Genomic DNA, 19,600 nt, shown 5'->3' with positions numbered 1-19,600 from the left:
TTTCTCTTAGCTATTCATCACTGCAATTAATTCGATCGTAATGTCTTGGAATCCAGCTGGAACATAGACACAAATTGTTTCCGATTCAATCATGCGCTGATAGAGTTCATGATGTGGTTCTATCTCAAAATAACTCACGCCTGAACGAACTGGAATTGCTGTAGGAACTTGCATTAAATGGTGTAATGGAACAGCAGGAAGAGCAGCGATAACACGTTGTTCGACATCAATCGTACTACCTACTTTAAAGCGAAGCGGCACGATCTGAATTAATTCATGTGTTTGCATCATGCTACTTGAGACCGCAATGTATAAACGAGTATCTCGTGTGATTTTGTCTGATTCTAGACTACCAACCCAATAAGAAGGTCGCGTTTCTTTTAATGCAATACTGAAGTAGCGACTTGATATAATCGTATCCAGTAGATCGCGGAGTATGAGATCCAACTGTTGGAAACTATCTTCTAACTGATGATGATGGTAATGGGGTAAATGATCTACATCATAAGCTGTTGAAAATGTCAGCAATGAACCAGTTAATCGTAATAATTCTGAAAATAATCGCTCTGGATGAATTTGTGGATATTGTAGTAAATGATTTAATCCAGCATATGCGGTGTTTAACGCATTGATTAGCCAAAATGAAACAATATCACCTGATCGAAATTCAATGAGCTTCTGTTCATTTTCACGATTATTTGTTTGAATTGTCTTAATTTTTGCTTTAATAACATTCAGAGTACGTTTTAAGTTATTGATTAAAGGCTCTGATGCTGAGATGTGCAAAATCGGTGGAATAAAACGGTTATCAAGTTCAAAGTTACCTGAACTTTGTCGTTTTACTTTAGCAATAGCTAGATATAAATAACCATCTAGGTTTTGGGTCGGTTGCAGATGGGGTTCCAATAATTTGAATTCTGCTCGACGACGTAAGAAATTCAGTTCAGCAGGACTCGCATCCGTAAATAAATCATGTGTTTCGCTCAAGTAGTTATGATATCGACTTGAAAGTGAGCGGGTTTCATCGGCTATATTTTTTTTATGTGCTTGCAATATTGGCAGTGCCAGATAAACAATCATTTCTCCGCGTAAATTTAATTCGTCTAATAATAAAGGTTCAGGTAGCAAATCTTGAGCAGGTGCATGATAAATTTCGCCATCCTGCCAAATGATCTCCACTTCTTCTAGGGCCAAAATATGAGTTGATAATTGAATCTGATCAAATTTAAGTTTCTGCACACCATATGCATAAGGTACCAATGCACGAACAGTATGATTCAAACGTTGTTCATGATAAGTGTCTTGGATTTGAAAGTGTTGAGGACGCAAGAATAAGCCTTCACCCCAAAGAATTTTTTCTGCTTTAAACATAGTCTTTACCAATAATTATTCATATTCATTCTTGGGTTGAACGCCTAGCGTATCCTGTAACATTTGCAAAGGATGCTCATCTTTAATCACTTGAGTTAACCATTCGTGTAATGGCATTTGACTCCATTTAATCGTTTTTTGAAGCATATAACTTACAGGGCTATGTGGTTCATTTTTTTGAAAATAAGACGCGATTTCCTGTAAAACACGCATAGCTTGTTCGCGATTTTCAACATGTGATTGTACTTGTGGCTGAAAAGATAACTGGCTGTGAGTGAGTGATGGATTCGATATTATTTGTGCTGAAGCTGAGGAATCTAATTGCATTATTGGTATTTTAGCTTCTTCGGATTGTTCAAATAAATCAGTCTTATAAATTTTTTTAAGGCTTGTATGAATATTTTCTAAACTAGAATCAATCGCGGCAAAACTTGGAGAGTCCAACCCTAGTAAGTCATCTAAAACTTTTTTCAGTGTTGACCACTGCAATAAAATTTCAGTAAAGAATTGATAATTTTGGCGTTGAAAATTTTTGTTTGTATTATTTAATGCGATTTCAAATTGCTCCAATTCAGTGGAGCTAAGAGAATTATCATATTCATCGCTTTGCTTTCGACGAACATTTTCATGATATAAGAAATTCTCGTAATCGAGTAAATGATAAAAGGGTGACTGGTTGATTAAAGGTATCTTTTTGACCAAAATAGGGAGTTGATTAATCAAACCTTGCAATAAACCAATACGTTGATCTAGATCATCTTCCTCAATTTCAGGATGGAGATTAAGCCAATAATTATCCAACATGCGGTGACTTAATTCTAAACTTTTCGCGATACCTTCAAAGCTATATAAATTTGCCCAAGCTTCTGATAACCATATAAGTAAACGAATATCTTTGGTTTTAGTTTGGATTAAATCAGTACACGTTCTCGCAACAAAATCCCAATCAGCCTGTTTGGGTTCAGTAACCCAATCACCTTGATCAAGCAAAAGATCATCTTGAGTGCGTGCTTTTTTGATGGCATGAAACTCATTTGAAAAGGAACAGTCTTCACCACACGGTGAATCATCGTAAATCGGTGCTAGTAATTCGTTAATATCCATATGTGTCACAATGCTGGCTCAGTCTTATATTTCAGCTTTCAATTTTTTGCTTGAACGTATTTTTGTGTTTTTTTCACGAGGATCTAACTGATAAATAATTTCATCATCTTTTGTATCGATCACAATTAACTTGGGTAGTTTGTGCTCAACTAAAGCGATTAATATTTCAGTTGCAAGTGATGGTAAAACTGTTGAATTAAGAATGTTGTCTACATTTCTGGCACCACTATCAACTTCTGTGCAACGATTTAAAAGTAACTCAACGAGGCTTTCAGAATATTGCACAGTCGTTGAATATTGCGTTTCTATGCGATTTACAATTTTATTTAACTTGTGGCTGATAATACGAATAAGTAAGTCATCATGCAGAGGAAAGTAAGGCACAATGCGCATACGACCAATGAATGCAGGTTTGAATTGTTTATATAAACTAGGTTTTAAGTGTTCAATCAAATCTTCTGCACTTGGCCATTCGGCAACAGGTTGATTTAAACATGCTTGCATAATCGCACTTGAACCAGTATTCGAGGTAAGTAAGATGATCGTATTTTTAAAATCTACGACACGACCTTCACTATCTTCTAATGTACCTTTATCAAAAACTTGGTAGAAAAGTTCTTGAACATCACTGTGTGCTTTTTCGATTTCATCTAACAGTACAACGCTGTATGGGTTACGTCGAACTGCTTCGGTTAAGACACCACCTTGACCATAACCCACATAACCTGGAGGAGCCCCCTTTAATGATGAAACAGTATGTGCTTCTTGATACTCAGACATATTGATCGTAATCAAATGCTGTTCGCCACCATATAACTCATTTGCTAAAGCTAATGCAGTTTCGGTTTTTCCTACCCCACTAGGCCCAATGAGTAGAAATACACCTTGGGGTTTATTCGGATCTTCTAATTTTGCTCTCGATGTTTTAATACCTTGAACCAATTGAGATAGTGCATAGTCTTGTCCCATGACACGTTCACTGAGCTTATCTTCAAGACTTAATATTTGTTTAATTTCATCATTCACCATATTGCCAATAGGGATTCCAGTCCAATCAGAAATTATTTGATTAATGATCTGAGCATTAACACGTTCATACACTAAAGGAGTTTGTCCTTGTAATTTTTTTAATTCATCTCTTAATGAAGTGATTTGAGTTTGTGTCTGATCTTGCAGACTGAGAGTTTGAATTTGTTTTACTAAATTAAGTTCTTTTTCCCAGCGAATCTCTAGTTCTTTGATTTCAGCTACTAAGCTTATAAGTTGTTGATCGAGTTCATCTAGGCGCTCATGATGAATAGGAAATTGTTGATGTTCGCTCAATAAAATGTTTTGTTCTAACTGAAGATTATGCAGTTGTGCTTTTAATTGATCTAACATAACGGGTTGCGCATTTTGTGTCAGTGCAACACGAGCTGCTGCTGTATCTAAAACACTAATTGCTTTATCTGGAAGTTGACGACCAGTGATATAACGATGTGATGAATGAACAGCAGTAGTAATTGCTTGGTCATCAATTTCAAGTTTGAAATGATCTTGCATGACTGGAATCATAGCTCGCAACATATCGATTGCGACTTCTTCAGTAGGTTCTTCAACTTTAACGACTTGAAAACGGCGACTTAGTGCAGCATCTTTCTCAAAATATTGTTTGTACTCAGCCCAAGTAGTTGCTGCAATTGTTCTTAGTTCACCTCGGGCTAATACAGGTTTAAGTAAATTTGCAGCATCATTTTGACCAGCTTGACCACCCGCACCAATCAATGTGTGAGCTTCATCAATAAACAGAATAATAGGATGAGTTGATGTTTGAACTTCTTGAATAACTTGCTTTAAACGATTTTCAAACTCACCTTTGACACTCGCACCTGCCTGTAATAAACCCATATCAAGAACATGTAATTCAACTTTTTTAAGAGTATCAGGTACAAAACCCTGAGCTATTTTTAAAGCGAGTCCTTCAACAACAGCTGTTTTACCGACACCAGGTTCTCCCGTCAAAATTGGATTATTTTGGCGACGACGCATCAGAATATCTAGCATAAGTCTTATCTCATGCTCACGACCGATGACGGGATCAATATCACCTTGTTTAGCTTTCTGAGTGAGGTTAATTGTATATTGATCTAAAGCAGGTGTTTTGATCTGAGTCTTTGAAAAATCTATTTTTTTTGAAGTAATTCTTTCTGAATCACTGATCCTATCATCTATCTGGTTTTCACTACTTTTTTCACATGATTCTAGAAACTTATGTTTCATCGTATCTATAGGGAATAGTTCGAAAAGACTAGATGCTCGTGATGCAATTTGCTGTAAATCTGAAGCTGTTAATAGTGCAATTAATAAATGGCTACTTCGAATAAGAGGATTTTCATCTGCTGATGCTAACAACCAAGCTTGTTCAAGCAATCGAATAATTGATTTAGAAAAAATAGGAGTTCTTGTATTTCCTTTGGGTAGAGATTGAATAGTTTCTTTTAAATCATTAGTTAATAATTCGCTAGATATATTATTTTTATTAAATAAAATAATTAAATCATTTGGTTTTTCTTGGTTTAATAATTCTGTGAACAAATGCTCAATTTCAATTTCATAATTTAATTGGTTAATACAGTAGTTTGCGGATTTTTCTAATGCTGATCGAGTTGGATATGATAATTTTGAAATTAAAACCTTGAGATTGTTCATTTGTAGCCCATAAATTTTTATAAAACCAAACTTTTGATGGATTTTTTAGTTTGGGTTTGATGATATTTTTTTGTTTAATATCATAATTAAAATCAATTACTTATATTAACCCTTTATTGGTATACAGATTATTATACAGCAAAAATTGTCACTTTTAAACAAAAATTTTTCCATATTTTTTTATATGAAAATATTTAAATAAATTTTTAATGTTAATAAACGTAACTACTGTTGACTTTGTATGTGCTTTTTTTGTTAAATTCGCAAAAATGTTCCAAAAGCTAAAAAATTGACGAGTAAGAGGGTTTTTTAACAATAATTGTCAGCTCTTCAATTATAACTTAAATAATTATGAGGCGTATTTTGAAAAAAGGTATTTTAATATCAGTCCTTTATATAATGATCTGTCTGGTAGACAGCTCTGTTTATGCATCGGATCAACAAATAAAGCCGATTAAATTAAAAAGTAAATGTATTAAACAGAATCCATTGGTAGCGAACCAAACGGATCAGGTTTTGTTGGGTTTATATCAACAAATATGTGATAAACCGAGCGTACAGCAAACAAATGATCTGCTGGCTCAGGCTGCGATGCGAATGTATGAGTTGAAGCAACCGATGAATGCTTTGACTTTGGCTAATCAGTTGCAGCAACAAAATGTGCGCGGTGCAACACTTACAGATATTGTTTTTCTCTCAAGCATTGAAATCGCCAATGGTGCTTTGCAGCATATGAAAGGTGAGGAAATGCGATATTTGAGTAATGATTTAACTTATCCACCTGCAAAGCAGCTCAGTGAAAATATCCGAATAGCACAACCTGCACCTGACACATCCAATATCAAAGCCATAACGGATGAGTCTTTAAAAAAAGAAATGCAGCAAATAAGCAATACACGCCGTATTTCTAATAAGCAGAGAGTGCAAGTAAGCCAGCCAGTTCGAAAAGTTGTCAATCAAACTGTTAATTCAAAGCGTCAAACAACGGCACCAACAGGTGTAAATAAACAATCAAATTCAGTTGTGCAGAAAACGAGTGCTAGTCCATTCGATGCGTTGAAACAATAATCAAAGGTATTAAAGCTATGGCAAAAAGAGAAAGTGTTCAGAAAAAATTACAACGTATTCGACCACCACGTGTGCAGCTTACATATGATGTTGAAGTCGGAGATGGTAAAGAATCAAAAGAATTACCTTTCGTTGTGGGAGTGATGGGTGACTTTTCTGCAGCATCTGAATTAGACAAAACGAAGCTTAAAGATAAGAAGTTTATTAATGTTGATTTAGACAATATTGATGAAGTTATGGAGTCTTTGGCTCCACGAGCAGCTTTTGATGTGGAAAATACTTTAACAGATGAAGGTGGGCGTATGTCGATCGACCTTACCTTCAATTCAATGGAAGATTTTAGGCCTGAACAAGTGGTACAGCAAGTTGATCCATTACGTAAGTTGGTTGAGGCACGTGAGCGTCTAACGGATTTACGCAATAAAATATCAAATAGCGAGCGATTAGAAGATTTACTTGATGAAGTACTAAAGAATACGGACCAAGTTCGACAGTTAAGTGTGGAGGCTGAAAAGTGAATAATTTAAATGCCTTAGCAGTAAATAATGTAGCTGTAGAATCAGAAAATTTGCTCGACTCGATTGTTGAACAAAGTCGTATCGCTCGTAATGATGATGAACATGTCCGTGCAAAAAGTTTGATTGGAGAGTTAGCCAAGGAAGTCATGGCAGGAACGATAACTGTTTCTGAGAACATGACTTTGTCGATTGATAAGCGAATTGCTGAAATTGATGCGTTGATTTCACAACAACTTAGTCAAATTATGCATCATGATCAATTTCAAAAAATTGAGTCAACTTGGCGAGGCTTATATTATTTTTGCCAAGAAACTCCATCCAATCCGATGATCAAAATACGTATGCTGAATACTACCAAAAAAGAATTGGTTAAAGACTTTCAGGGTGCTACGGATTTTGACCAAAGTACATTATTTAAAAAAATCTATGAAGAAGAATATGGATCTTTTGGTGGTGCACCTTATGCAGCATTGATTGGCGATTTCGAATTTGATCGTACACCATCTGATATGTATTTATTGGAGCAAATTTCACATGTGGCTGCGGCTGCACACGCTCCATTTATTTCAGCTGCCAGTCCTAATATTTTAGGTCTTGAATCATTTACTGATATTGATCGTCCTCGTGATGTGTCTAAGATTTTTGAAACAGCTGAATATGTACAATGGCGTTCGTTCCGTGATAGCGAAGATTCGCGTTATGTCGCATTAACGATGCCGCATGTATTAGGTCGATTACCATACCATCCCAAAGAAGGCACCGTGACAGAAGGCTTTAATTTTATTGAAGATGTGTCTGGGGAAAACCATGATGATTATTTATGGATGAATGCGGCATATGCATTTGGTACACGTTTGACGAACGCATTTGATTCTCATGGCTGGTGTGCAGCGATTCGTGGTGTTGAGGGTGGGGGATTAGTTGAAGGTTTGCCAGTACATACCTTTAAAACCTCTGATGGCGAAGTTGTGTTTAAGTGTCCTACGGAAATTGCAATTACAGATCGCCGTGAAAAAGAATTAAGTGATCTAGGCTTTATACCATTAGTCCATTGCAAAAATACGGACTATGCAGCGTTCTTTGGTGCGCAATCAACACAAAAACCAAAGAAATATGATAACGACACAGCAAATGCCAACTCAGCACTTTCGAGTCAAATTCAATACATCATGGCTGTATCACGTATCGCACATTATTTAAAAGCAATGATGCGAGATAAAGTCGGAAGTTTTGCATCTGCAGGTAATGTTGAAGCCTTTTTGAATGACTGGCTCTCTCAATATGTATTACTTGATGACGGTGCCTCTCAAGAAGCAAAAGCACAATATCCGCTTCGTGAAGCATCTGTAAAAGTTGTAGAAGATCCTGCTCAACCAGGGCACTACAAATCCGTGGTTTTCTTGAGACCACATTTCCAGCTGGATGAATTGTCTGTTTCTTTGCGATTGGTCACTGAACTGCCGCAATCCTCAAATTAACAATGAGATCAGCTAGATAATAACTTTAAATAAATTAAATAGAGGTAAGTTTTAAATGAAAGATATTTATATCGAGTTTCGCGGCAAATATAAAGTAGATGGCGAATCTCGTGACTCAGAACATAAAGGCTGGTTAGAGGTTAATTCTTGGTCTCATAATATCCGTCAACCAAAATCAGCTACTTCAAGTAGTGTTGGTGGTCACACTGCTGAACGTGTTGAGCATTCAGATATGATTTTTGTGAAAGACTTGGATGCGACTAGTCCTAAATTATGGGAAGCATGTTCTGCAGGTTATACATTTGATGAGGTACAGATTGATTTCTACCGAGCAAATGGCGATAAACGCATTAAATACTTACAAATCAAATTAAAACATGTACTTGTTTCAAGCGTAACTCCAACTGTTAATGAAGAAGGTGTTCCAACTGAAGCATTTGGTTTGAAATATGCTGCTGTAGAATGGACGTATAACCAACAAGATATTAATGGTACTTCAAAAGGTGCTGTTACTAAGAAATGGTCACTTTCTAACAATACAGCATCTTACGCTGCTTAAAATAGTTTGTGAGTTTCTAATAGAGGTTAATAGATCTGTAATTAACCTCTATTTCCACTAAAAATTATGTTCTTATAAAAATGAATTTAGATCATTTATATCCTTATGGATTCCGATCAACATTATTTGATCGTTTAGTACCAGAGCAAGAAGATTATTTACGAGGGATGTCGATTCAGCAATTAAGAGAATCGGTGGCACATGATCTAGAGGATTTATTAAATAGCAGAACGGCGCAATTTGCTCAAGATATAGATCAGTATCCATTGGCTAAGAAATCTATTTTACAGTTTGGAATTATTGACTTTGTTGGACTATCAACAGCTAATCCTTTAGACCGAGATAAGATCTGTCAATCTATTGAGCAATCTATCACTGCACATGAACCTAGACTTAGACAAATCAAAGTAGAGATGTTGTTAGATGGCCATAACATGGGGTCATTGTGTTTGAGTATTCAAGCTTATTTAAATATCCACCCATTATACGAGCCTGTTTTTTTTGATGCTTTGCTTAAACCGACAACACAACAATATGTAATTTCAGCTAGAACGTAGTGTGAGCAAATCGTGATCGAACAACTTTTACCTTATTATGAAAAAGAACTACAAGAGTTTGGTCAACAGGCTAGAGAGTTTGCACAAAAGTATCCTAAGATTGCTCAACGGTTATCTTTGAACCAAGAGCAAATTGATGACCCGCACATTGAGCGTTTAATTCAAGCTTTTTCATTGATTGCTGCTCGTATTGATAAGAAGCTTGCAGATAGTTATGAAGTTTTTACACATGCATTATTTGAGGTGATGTTTCCTCAATATCTAAGACATTTTCCTGCATGCACAGTAGTAAGCTTTGAAGATGTTAATAAATTAAAGCAATTAACATCAGCTCATATCATCCCCAAAAAAACATCATTAAAGTCACGTAGTTTCAAAGGTGTTCAATGTGAGTTTAATACAACCAATCAGGTTCGATTGTTACCGCTATCTTTAATTGATTTAGAGTTTCAAACTTCACCTAGCACTCATATGCATCTAAATCAGAATGCGACGTTGAGTCTTAAATTTGAAATCTTTAATGATGCTCAGCAATGGCTGGTAAATGAAACATTACCTATTTATTTAGATGCAATATCTAATTTCCCACTCCAAGTATTAGATAGCATCTTTCGTAAAGATACATCTTTTTCAATAAGAATAGGTCATCAACTCAGTCATATAGAAAATCCTTTTAAAGTGATGGGCTTTAGTGAGGAAGAAAGTCTATTACCTGTTGATCAGCATACGCATCATGCTTATCGATTATTGATGGAATATTTTTGTTTTCCTGAGAAATTTAATTATTTGAATTTAAATCTAAGTGTTTTGAAAGATGTATTGGTTCAGCAAAATACTTTTGAGCTTTTGATTCATTTGAAGCTTAATTTGAATGATCAGGCTGTTGTTCGTAACTATTCAGAGTTAAATATCGCTAATTTCAAATTATTTACTGTACCTGCAATTAATTTATTTGAAAAACAAGCTGAGCCACAAAAAATTTCACATACACAGCTAAATTATTGCTTGATGACTGATGCACATCACCCAGAGTTGTACCAAGTCTATTCGATTCTTGAAATGAATATGATTCGTGAAAAAAATAATCAGGAACAGACACATTTTCCTGTATTACCTTTTTTTGCGATGAGTCATTATCATAATGATAAGGCTCAGTTCTTTTACACGCTTAGCTATTTACCTTCATCAACTAAAAATACACAGATCGGCTATTCGGTTGTTTCCAAGCATTTAAAACCATACGAGATTAAATCAGATTTCATTAGTACAAAGTTACTGTGCTCAAATGGTGATTTACCCCACGAAGCACTCAGCCAAACCAATAATATTCTAAATTTGAATGATAGTAGTTTGGCAAGAAGAGCTTTAATTTTAAAACGACCAACTTCACCTTATTCTTTTGATAAAAATAGCAATGAACAATGGCGCATTATTTCACATCTTTCTTTGAATACATTAGCTTTGATGAAGGGGGATGCTTTAAGTCATGTAAAAGAGCTTTTGGCTTTGTACAATTTGCCACATTCCAAAGAAAATATTCTTTTGATTGATGCTGTTTCACAGCTCACATTTTCAACCACAAATAAATTAGTCAATTCAAAACCCTTTCCTATGTTTGTTCGAGGTGTGAGGGCTGAGCTAACAGTCAATAAAAGCGTTTTTCGTGGACACAGCCTTTTTATCTTTAGCCAATTATTGAGCCATATTTTTAATCTTAAGGTTCAAATGAATAGCTTTGTCGATGTGCTAGTGAAAGATAGTCTTAATCAACAGGAGATATACCAATGCGTTCAGAACGTTGGTGGCAAGACTCTTCTGTAGTTGATCATATATTTACAAAACCAAGTGCTTTTGAGTTTGTTCAATCAACACGGTTATTGCGTCATTCTAATCGTCCTTTATCTCAGCAGAATTGGGCTGATGATTTTAAATTTGAAACATCATTCAGTTTAAGTTTTCCAACTACAGAGATTGAAACGCTTCAATATACAGACTCTCGAATTGAGCTGACAAATTTAGTGGTTGGTTTAACGGGGACGCAAGGTGCTTTACCTTATACATATACGAATAAATTAAAACAAAGTAATAGGCAACAACGACAAGAGATCAAAGCATTTCTAGGTTTATTTAATCATAAGCTAACCGCGAAATATGTCGATGCGAGTTTAGTTTACAATTTGGCGGTTCGTTACGAAATTGAACCTACTAATCATTACTTAAATATACTTCATGCATTAAACGGTTACATAAGCTCTCAACATGAACAACACGATTTAGATGAATATTTTGCAGAATTCTCAGGTTTAATGCAGGGGCAAAACAATACTGCCCATGCTTTAAAAACAGTGCTGAGCTGTGTCTTTGATACACAAGTGCATATTCAAGAATTCATAAAAGAAAAGTTTAAACTTGAAGATGAACAGAAGACTTGTTTAGGAGGAACTAATCCTAGTTTGTTGGGATTAAATACTTTTTGTGGTGATACTGTTCAGCAAATTGATGGAAAAATAGAAATTCAGATCGGACCTTTAAGCCGAGAGCAATATTTAGAATTTTTACCCAATCAGTCATTAAATAAGAAACTGAAACATCTCATTCAGACCTGGTGTAGTCCGACTTTATTTATCGATGTGCGATTAATCCTGGATAAAACAGATGTTGTACCCATGTATTTGAACTCAAGTCATGAAATGGGTTTAGGTCATGGTGCTTTTTTAAGCTCTATTGAATGTTTATATCATAACAGTGAAACGCGTTATGCACTTGTAGGGTCTGCATAATGTTGAAGAAAATTTTAGCGGCTTTGATTAGCAGTTTTATCTTTGTTGGATTGATTATTATTTATTATTGGCGTGATGTGGAATATCAACCACAATCTGCTGATTTAATTAATTATTTATTAATCTTACCTTGTATTGTCACTGTTATTTTACTTTTACCGTGGCTGATTTTTAAGGTATATACGCATTATAAAAATAAGAATGAAAATATCTTGCCATCTGAGCAAGAGATAATTGCTGAATCTCTATCTACAGTAAAAGAAAGTAAATGGATTGAGTTAAATTTATTTGCAAATACTGCTTACAACCCAATAGGTGAGAATGAGGCGATATTAGAAGGAATTCGTGCATTTACCAGTCCACAATTAGATCCTCATTTACTTAATCATCATGGGTTGCCAATTTTATCCTATCGAATAAATGAGTTAGATCAGCAGGTTGAGAACCAAGAACAAGAAGAAGAGTTAGTATCTTTGTCTGTAAGACAACAGCGAATCATGGCAATGATTCATCATCAAATTGATCAACATGTGGAGCTTTTAGATTCAATTTCCAACCATCTGAAGCGATCTAGTTTGTTTTATGAAAGTCAAAATTTGCATGAATATCGTATGCATCCGGCATGGACTGATCCTAGTTTTTCTGTAGAAGATGAAAGTGAAGCAGTTGAGATTGAGCCAGTTTATCGTTTAGATCAATTCAATATACACATCTTATTATCTGGAGATTTAGTTCATATTTGGAATGACCAAACCAGTAATGAAAGTATTCAAAAAACCTTGTTTGAATTAGGAATGATTCCTCAGAAGTTTCATATTGAGTATCACTATCTCAGTAGTGAATCTGCTGAATCCAACCTCATAGAAGTTCTAAGTCGTATTCAAAATCAAGCACATGAAATTACATTCATGATTGCTGCAGATTCTGAAATTGATCAGGAGTTTGTTGATGAAAAGTATTGGATTAATCATTCCTATATTCCTGCAGAGTTTATAGGGAGTAGCTGTTTAGCTTCCCCAGCTATGCAATTGGAACAACAACATCCTTTAAAAAAATTAAAGCTAGTAACAGATCAAAATAGTTTGGATCAAATATTTAAAGAGTTAGATATACATGATTTACCACAATATCAAGCAGAAGAGCCTTTTGTATTGGTGGTTGAAGATGTTACAGAAATTAAGGTCATTAAAAATCTTGAGCAATTTTTTGCACAAAGTCCGATAGAGCAACACCATTATTTGTATTGCAAACCTATTGCAGGTCATACACAAAGTATCGCAAAAATTTTCGGTCTAATGCTTGGGGCGCATCTTTCAGATCAAAATCTTGCGTTTGTTTATTCACAAAATTTAAAAGCATTTATCCAGACCGTTCCTGAGATCACCCCTGATCAGGACAGTGTAGCAATTGCTGATTGATTAACTTTATTAAGAATTCGAGAACTCAATGTATATCATTTTAGGTTATCTATGGCAGTACATCACGAATCCTAAAGCTATTATTGCTTTATCTTTATTTGTGGCACTGATTTCTTCATATTCCTCTATTCCACGCCAGCTTTTTTGGGTATTAGCAGCATGTTATGTACTAGGTCTAATGGTTTATGGCATTTATTGGCTGATCCAAAGAAAGCATCATGCAGAACAAGGTGAAGAACTTGCTAATGCGATTGAAAAGGATAGCCAAGCTGAATATGGTCAACATAAAGATAAAGCTGAACTACAGTTAATTCATCAGCAAATGAAAGAATCAATTCAATTGATTCGTAAATCCAAGTTAGGGGATAAAAAAGGCAATGCAGCTTTATACGAATTACCTTGGTATATGGTGATTGGTAACCCTGCGGCAGGTAAGAGTTCTGCAATCTATAACTCAGGTTTGAAGTTTCCATTTGAAGAAACGCATCAAAAAATGGTTTCGGCTGGATTAAGTGGAACACGTAATTGTGATTGGTTTTTTTCCACTGAAGGAATTCTTTTAGATACGGCAGGTCGCTATTCAGTTTATTCGGAAGATCATTCTGAATGGTTAGGTTTCTTAAATATTTTAAAGAAAAATCGTTCTAAAGCACCTGTGAATGGCTTAATTGTAATTGTCAGTATTGCTGAATTAATCAGTCAAAGTCCTGAAAAATCATTGAAATTAGCCAAAAATTTACGTGCCCGTATTCAAGATTTAACAGAGAAGTTAGAAGTTGTAGTGCCTATTTATTTGGTCTTTTCAAAAATGGATTTAATTGCTGGATTTACTGAGTTTTTTGATTGTTATGAGTCCCAAGAATACAATCAAGCTTGGGGTGCAACATTACCTTATGAACAGAACTCATCGAATAATGCAGTCGAGTTATTTGAAAAGCATTACAACATTCTTTATGACGGTTTAAAAAGCGTTAGTACCACTCATTTGAGTCGTCGTCATTCTCAAAATATCTCGCCAAGTGTAATGACATTTCCACTGGAATTTAAAACTTTAAAACCAGCTTTAAAAAGCTTTATTGGAACTTTATTCGAGGATAATCCATATCAGTTCCAACCTGTTTTTCGCGGTTTTTATTTTACCAGTGCATTACAAGAGGGCATTATTGAAAGTCCTATGACAGAAAATATTGCCCAAGAATTCCATTTACAGCAAATTCAAAATCAGGATGTGGGGAGTGTAAGTCCTTCGATTTCACCGAATCATGGTTACTTTTTACAAGGTCTTTTCTCAAACGTGATTTTGCGTGATAAAGATCTTGTCAAACAGCATATTAATCCAGCAAAAAAGCGTCAACGTTATATAGGTTTTATTGCCGCACTTATTGGTGTTTCATTCATTTTAGGTGTTTGGGTTTGGTCATATCGCAATAATCAGCAATTGATTGCTGATGTACAAGCAGACCTAGATAAAGTCGTACACTTGGAAAAAAGTTCTGGGCAGCAATTATCAACTCAACTCGAAGCTTTGTTGATTTTGCAAGAACGTTTGCAACAGTTAGACGAGTTCGATGACAATCGTCCCTTAAAATTTAGTTTTGGTTTGTATCAAGGTAATCAACTACGTGAAAGTCTAAAAGCTGAGTACTTGAAAGGTATTAAACAGATTGTCTTGATGCCTACGCAGCAAAACATTGCACACTATTTACAACGTGTAAAAAATAATGAAGCGACTTTAAAAGCCAATCATGTCAATGTCGAAATTAAACAGGTTTCCAAAAACCAGCAATATTTAGAGCCATCAGATAGTAATCCTCAAGATGCCTATAATGCATTAAAAGCATATTTAATGATGAGTAACCATGAATATATGGATACTAGTCATTTAAGTGACCAAGTGTCGCGTTTCTGGCGTTCTTGGTTAGATGCTAATCGTGGACAAATGCCGCGTGGTGAGATGATCCAAGATGCGGAGAAGATTCTCTCCTACGCGATGACCCTAGCTAATCAAGAAGGCTTCCCTGTACTAGAAACGGATGCACAGGTGGTTGATCAAACGCGTCAAGTTTTATTGTCTGTAATTCGTGGTATGCCAGCGCGTGATCGAGTTTATAACGAGATTAAAATGCGTGCAGCAGTGCGCTTCCCAGCGATTACTGTTGGACAAATTGTTGGTGAGCAAAATCGTGGGATAGTATTAGGAAGTTATGCATTGCCAGGTGTATTTACCCAAAAAGCATGGGATGAATATGTTGAAAAAGCAATTGATGATGCTGCGAATAAACCGACAGATAGTAAAGATTGGGTGCTAAATAGTCGTCAATCAGATGACTTAACTTTCTCAGGTAGTCCAGAACAGATTCGCAAGCAATTAGTTGCTCTATATAAGCAAGAATACGTAATGGAATGGAAGAAATTCCTGAATGGTATTCATTATGCCAAAGCAGAGCAGTTTTCTCAGCAAGTCAAGAATATTGATATTTTGGGAGAGCCTCAAAACTCGCCTATTCGGACACTGTTACAACGTATAGCCATCGAAACGAATTGGGATAATCCTATTGTACAGGCTGAACTGGCCGTACCGGAAAAAGGTTTTGTGGCATGGTTTAAGCGCAAAGTTTTAAACAATTCAGATGATAAAGTAGCTGCTCAAGCAGTAGATAAAGCACAAGGTGTCATTTCTCAAGAATATCAAATGTTCTATCAACTGGTACGTAAACGTGATGATTTGCAAGATAAATCATTATTTGATGAGTACATGAACAACCTCGCTCAAGTTCGAAGTAAATTTAATGATTTAAAAACAGCAGGTGAGATAGGTCCTAGTGCAATGGCACTCGTAAAACAGACTATTAATGAACAAACATCGGTATTTAATATTACGCAGAAGTATGTAGATGAAAAGATGATGGTCGGTCTTAAGGATACTGATCAGCAATTAATTCAAAAGTTATTGATCAGTCCATTGACGCAATCATTTTCTAGTTTGATTTCACCGACTCAGGATGAGTTGAATAAATTGTGGAGTATTCAAGCTTATCAACCTTTTAAAACGAATTTAGCCCCAAAATATCCATTTAATTCTGGTGTGACATTACAAGCTACCAGTAATGAAATAGCTCAAATCTTTGGAGAAACGGGGAGTATCGCACGTTTTGTGAAAGAGGCTTTAGATCCATTTGTGATCCGCCGTGGTTATGTCTTGACTTCTAAGACGTGGAAAGATTTGGGAATTAGTCTAAACCCACAATTTGTGATGGCATTTCAGCAATATGTGGCACCTATCAATGGAATGGCGACAGGAAGCCTAGATCAACCTACAGCTGCGCCTGTTTCAAATCAGTCAAACTTTCAATTCTATCCATTACAGAATCCTCAGTTTTTGTCATATACCATTGATATCGATGGTCAACGTATGGTGTTTGAAAATGGCATTCAACAATGGGTGAACTTCGTATGGCCGAATCAAGGTGCAATTCCTGGTGCGCGTATTACTGCTGTGGATTTGGAAGGAAGAACCCATACGATATTCGAAGAACCAGGAGAGTATGGCATTAACCGTTTGATCGATGCTGCACAGCGGAAAGAACAAAATGGTAGTTTTGAAATGACTTGGATCAGCAAAGCAGAACCTTCGTTATCGCTGAAAGTAAATTTCCGTCTGATCAGTGGTAATAGCTCAGGCAGCATAGGTTCAAGTCGTGGCTACGCTGGCTTACAGCTAGTAGATAAAGTTGTTACGGACAAAGCAGTGAGAGTCGTTTCTGCACAAGTAACACCAGTTAGTGCAACTGTAAGTCAGCCTTCGATTAGCAGCAATACGCAATCAAGTAATGGAGTCACGCCATGACCTTAGATTTGCACAGAAAACTACTTGGAGTATCAACATGCTTCAAGTAAAAACAACACCTTTATATTATGGTAAAACGCCTGCTCGAGGAGATTTTCTGAAGTCTAAAGGACAACATGCTTTAATTCAGGTACTTGATCAGTGGATTACTGAAGCGCTTGAGCAAGCTATGCGTTGCCATGATTTCAGACAACGATATGAGTCGTTGCCGTCATTAGATTTTTTTATCGCTAACCCTGCAGAGTCTATGTTTTTGGCTGCAAATATGATTGCAAGTCAAGATAGCTCTGGTCGTGCTTTTCCAATGGTACTTAGTCAGTTGGTCGAAGTAGAAAAACCCTATCAAAATTTATTGTGGGCACCATTCTATTATAAGTCTGTCTTAGTGGATTTATTTCAGAGGAATAAAGTATTACGCACCATCTGTGATACCAATATTATGCTTGATAAATTAAATAACTTACCTAGTTCTGTTCGGATTTTTAGTGATGAAGAATGTAAGACCTTTTATGAAAATCATACGATGCATTCCTTTGCTCAATTGATGAAAATCAATGTCTATGAGTTGGCGCAGAGCATGATAGGTTTGGGGCTTTTACTTCAGCCAATATTAAAAAATGGTACTAGCCGTTTAAATAAAGTGCTTATTCTTCCCATTAATAATCCAATGTATTGCTATGAAATCGCGACTTTATGGGTTGGAATGATTGGTCAATTTCTTAAAACGATGAATGCTGAAATTTTGATTGGTACCTTGCATAGAGAACAACCGATTTTATTTGTGGGTTTTCAAGGCGCTGACATCATGGCACTCAGTGATATCTTTATTCAAAACATGCAGAGCGAGCATTGGGTATCCCTTATCCAAGCACAATGGATCGATGCGTATTTAGAGCAGAATGCAGGTCTAGCAACTTTAGAGCAATCTTTGTGTCAAAGACAACTTAGCCTTAACCAAGGTTTAAAACTTTTCCGACAAACTTTTTTAGAAGAATAAATATGAGAAATAATGTGAATCATGTGTGGTCAAGCTTAATGCTCGGTGTTGTTATCACTGTATTTAGTAATTTTACTTATTCAGCTCTTGTAGTGATTGAGGGCGTAGTTCCAAATGAGGCTAGTAAACAAGCAATTTTAATGAAAATGCAATCGGTATATGGCACTGATCAAGTCGTAGATAAAATACAGGTTCGTCCAGTTTCTGCACCATCTGACTGGAGTGATTCAGTTGCTCGAGTGATTACTCCTGATTTGAAGAAGATTTCACAAGGGCAGTTGAGAGTTAAAGGTACTCAGGTGGACTTGACGGGTAAAATGACTGATTCAAGTCAAATTCAACCTACAACTAGTAGTTTTCAATCATTAGTTCAACAACCTTATCGCTTTAATGCTCAGCTTTCAGTGAATCATGCAGAGCAAAAAATAATTGATGATGCTTTGAAGAATCGAATTATTGAATTTGAGTCTGGCAGTGCAATTTTGACTATTGCTGGTAAAAAAATTCTAGATGAAATGGCAATTGCTCTTAATAAAGTAGGTAGCAAAAAAGTCAAAATTATTGGTCATACGGATAGTTCAGGTGATGCCAATAAAAATACTGTATTGAGTCAAGAACGTGCGGCAGCTGTACAAAGTTATTTAGTTGCTAAAAGTATTGCTGCAGAACGTTTAAGTACGGAAGGTAAAGGCTCAAGTCAACCTGTTGCAGATAATGCAACTGCTGATGGTCGTAAGAAGAACCGTCGAATTGAGTTTGAAGTACTTTGATGATTTTACTTATTTAGCGGAGTAATTACTTTATGGCAACACCTTATATTGTCATTGGTTGTCCTACAACAGGCGGTGGTCAAGTGATTACAGGCGATGCTAGCTTTCTCATTGAAGGTATCCCAATAGCTTGTATTGGGGATAAGGCAACTTGTCCAAAGCATCAGACTGTTGCAACAATTATTGCTGGTGACCCGAATATGCAAGTGATGGGAAAGGCAGCAGCACGAGTCAATGATCCTTTATCTTGCGGATGTAAGCTGTTACCGAAGCAGAATTTGGTTGTAAGAGATCTGGGCTCTGGAGTAACTCAAAGTGAAGAGAAAAGTTGCAAAAGTGAAAATAAATTCGGTAATCCCCCCTAAAAATAATAGGATCTAAAAGTAGAATTTTCTCTTAAGATACGAGCAGGAGATTCTGCATGAAAACATCTAAATTTACTGAC

At 35.9% G+C, this 19,600-nt stretch carries 14 protein-coding genes and 1 pseudogene; 12 read left to right on the top strand and 3 right to left on the bottom strand.

Annotated elements, in window-relative coordinates; all coding sequences use genetic code 11:
* Window positions 1-6 precede the first annotated feature (6 nt).
* From tssK to tssH, 3 genes are read right to left on the bottom strand one after another with little or no spacing between them, the layout of a single operon-like run.
* Window positions 7-1,371, bottom strand: coding sequence for a type VI secretion system baseplate subunit TssK (tssK, locus tag MKL32_RS09410; protein WP_243484300.1), 1,365 nt, complete (start codon window positions 1,369-1,371; stop codon window positions 7-9).
* A gap of 15 nt (window positions 1,372-1,386) precedes the next feature.
* Window positions 1,387-2,475: a type VI secretion system protein TssA gene (gene tssA, locus MKL32_RS09405; protein WP_270900443.1), complete on the bottom strand. Its 1,089-nt coding sequence runs from the start codon at window positions 2,473-2,475 to the stop codon at window positions 1,387-1,389.
* Window positions 2,476-2,499: 24 nt separating this feature from the next.
* Window positions 2,500-5,163, bottom strand: a complete 2,664-nt coding sequence (gene tssH / locus MKL32_RS09400) for a type VI secretion system ATPase TssH (protein ID WP_270900442.1) — start codon at window positions 5,161-5,163, stop codon at window positions 2,500-2,502.
* Window positions 5,164-5,526: 363 nt separating this feature from the next.
* Between tssH and MKL32_RS09395 the strand changes: the two genes are divergently transcribed.
* The 12 genes and pseudogenes from MKL32_RS09395 to MKL32_RS09340 all read left to right on the top strand — a co-directional run.
* Window positions 5,527-6,231 (top strand): hypothetical protein, encoded by a 705-nt coding sequence (locus tag MKL32_RS09395; RefSeq protein ID WP_270900441.1) that lies wholly within the window; start codon window positions 5,527-5,529, stop codon window positions 6,229-6,231.
* A gap of 17 nt (window positions 6,232-6,248) precedes the next feature.
* A complete protein-coding gene (gene tssB, locus MKL32_RS09390; RefSeq protein ID WP_004952820.1) occupies window positions 6,249-6,749 on the top strand; it encodes a type VI secretion system contractile sheath small subunit in 501 nt (166 codons plus the stop codon).
* The gene (gene tssC / locus MKL32_RS09385; RefSeq protein WP_270900440.1) at window positions 6,746-8,227 is read left to right on the top strand and encodes a type VI secretion system contractile sheath large subunit; all 1,482 of its coding nucleotides are present in this window, start codon (window positions 6,746-6,748) and stop codon (window positions 8,225-8,227) included. The genes tssB and tssC overlap by 4 nt, the downstream gene beginning before the upstream one ends.
* A gap of 55 nt (window positions 8,228-8,282) precedes the next feature.
* Complete coding sequence (locus tag MKL32_RS09380; protein WP_004913785.1) at window positions 8,283-8,786, top strand: Hcp family type VI secretion system effector; 504 nt, start codon at window positions 8,283-8,285, stop codon at window positions 8,784-8,786.
* Between the two features lie 80 nt (window positions 8,787-8,866).
* On the top strand, window positions 8,867-9,343 hold the full coding sequence (gene tssE, locus MKL32_RS09375) for a type VI secretion system baseplate subunit TssE (protein WP_004913783.1): 477 nt from the start codon (window positions 8,867-8,869) through the stop codon (window positions 9,341-9,343).
* A gap of 12 nt (window positions 9,344-9,355) precedes the next feature.
* Window positions 9,356-11,164, top strand: a complete 1,809-nt coding sequence (gene tssF, locus MKL32_RS09370) for a type VI secretion system baseplate subunit TssF (RefSeq protein WP_270900439.1) — start codon at window positions 9,356-9,358, stop codon at window positions 11,162-11,164.
* A complete protein-coding gene (gene tssG / locus MKL32_RS09365) occupies window positions 11,128-12,123 on the top strand; it encodes a type VI secretion system baseplate subunit TssG (RefSeq protein WP_270900438.1) in 996 nt (331 codons plus the stop codon). The genes tssF and tssG overlap by 37 nt, the downstream gene beginning before the upstream one ends.
* A complete protein-coding gene (locus MKL32_RS09360) occupies window positions 12,123-13,541 on the top strand; it encodes a hypothetical protein (protein WP_270900437.1) in 1,419 nt (472 codons plus the stop codon). The genes tssG and MKL32_RS09360 overlap by 1 nt, the downstream gene beginning before the upstream one ends.
* A 28-nt stretch (window positions 13,542-13,569) precedes the next feature.
* Window positions 13,570-17,388, top strand: coding sequence for a type VI secretion system membrane subunit TssM (gene tssM / locus MKL32_RS09355; protein WP_270900436.1), 3,819 nt, complete (start codon window positions 13,570-13,572; stop codon window positions 17,386-17,388).
* A gap of 37 nt (window positions 17,389-17,425) precedes the next feature.
* The gene (gene tagF, locus MKL32_RS09350; protein WP_243484312.1) at window positions 17,426-18,385 is read left to right on the top strand and encodes a type VI secretion system-associated protein TagF; all 960 of its coding nucleotides are present in this window, start codon (window positions 17,426-17,428) and stop codon (window positions 18,383-18,385) included.
* Window positions 18,386-18,423: 38 nt separating this feature from the next.
* Complete coding sequence (locus MKL32_RS09345) at window positions 18,424-19,155, top strand: OmpA family protein (protein ID WP_270900470.1); 732 nt, start codon at window positions 18,424-18,426, stop codon at window positions 19,153-19,155.
* Between the two features lie 32 nt (window positions 19,156-19,187).
* A pseudogene (locus MKL32_RS09340) lies at window positions 19,188-19,445 on the top strand (PAAR domain-containing protein); the annotation flags it as partial.
* Window positions 19,446-19,600: the final 155 nt, after the last annotated feature.

This window comes from Acinetobacter sp. AOR34_HL (assembly GCF_027854795.1).
Lineage (GTDB): Bacteria > Pseudomonadota > Gammaproteobacteria > Pseudomonadales > Moraxellaceae > Acinetobacter > Acinetobacter junii.
The sequence above is the reverse complement of the archived record's forward strand: the minus strand, read 5'-3'. Positions and strand labels throughout refer to the sequence as shown.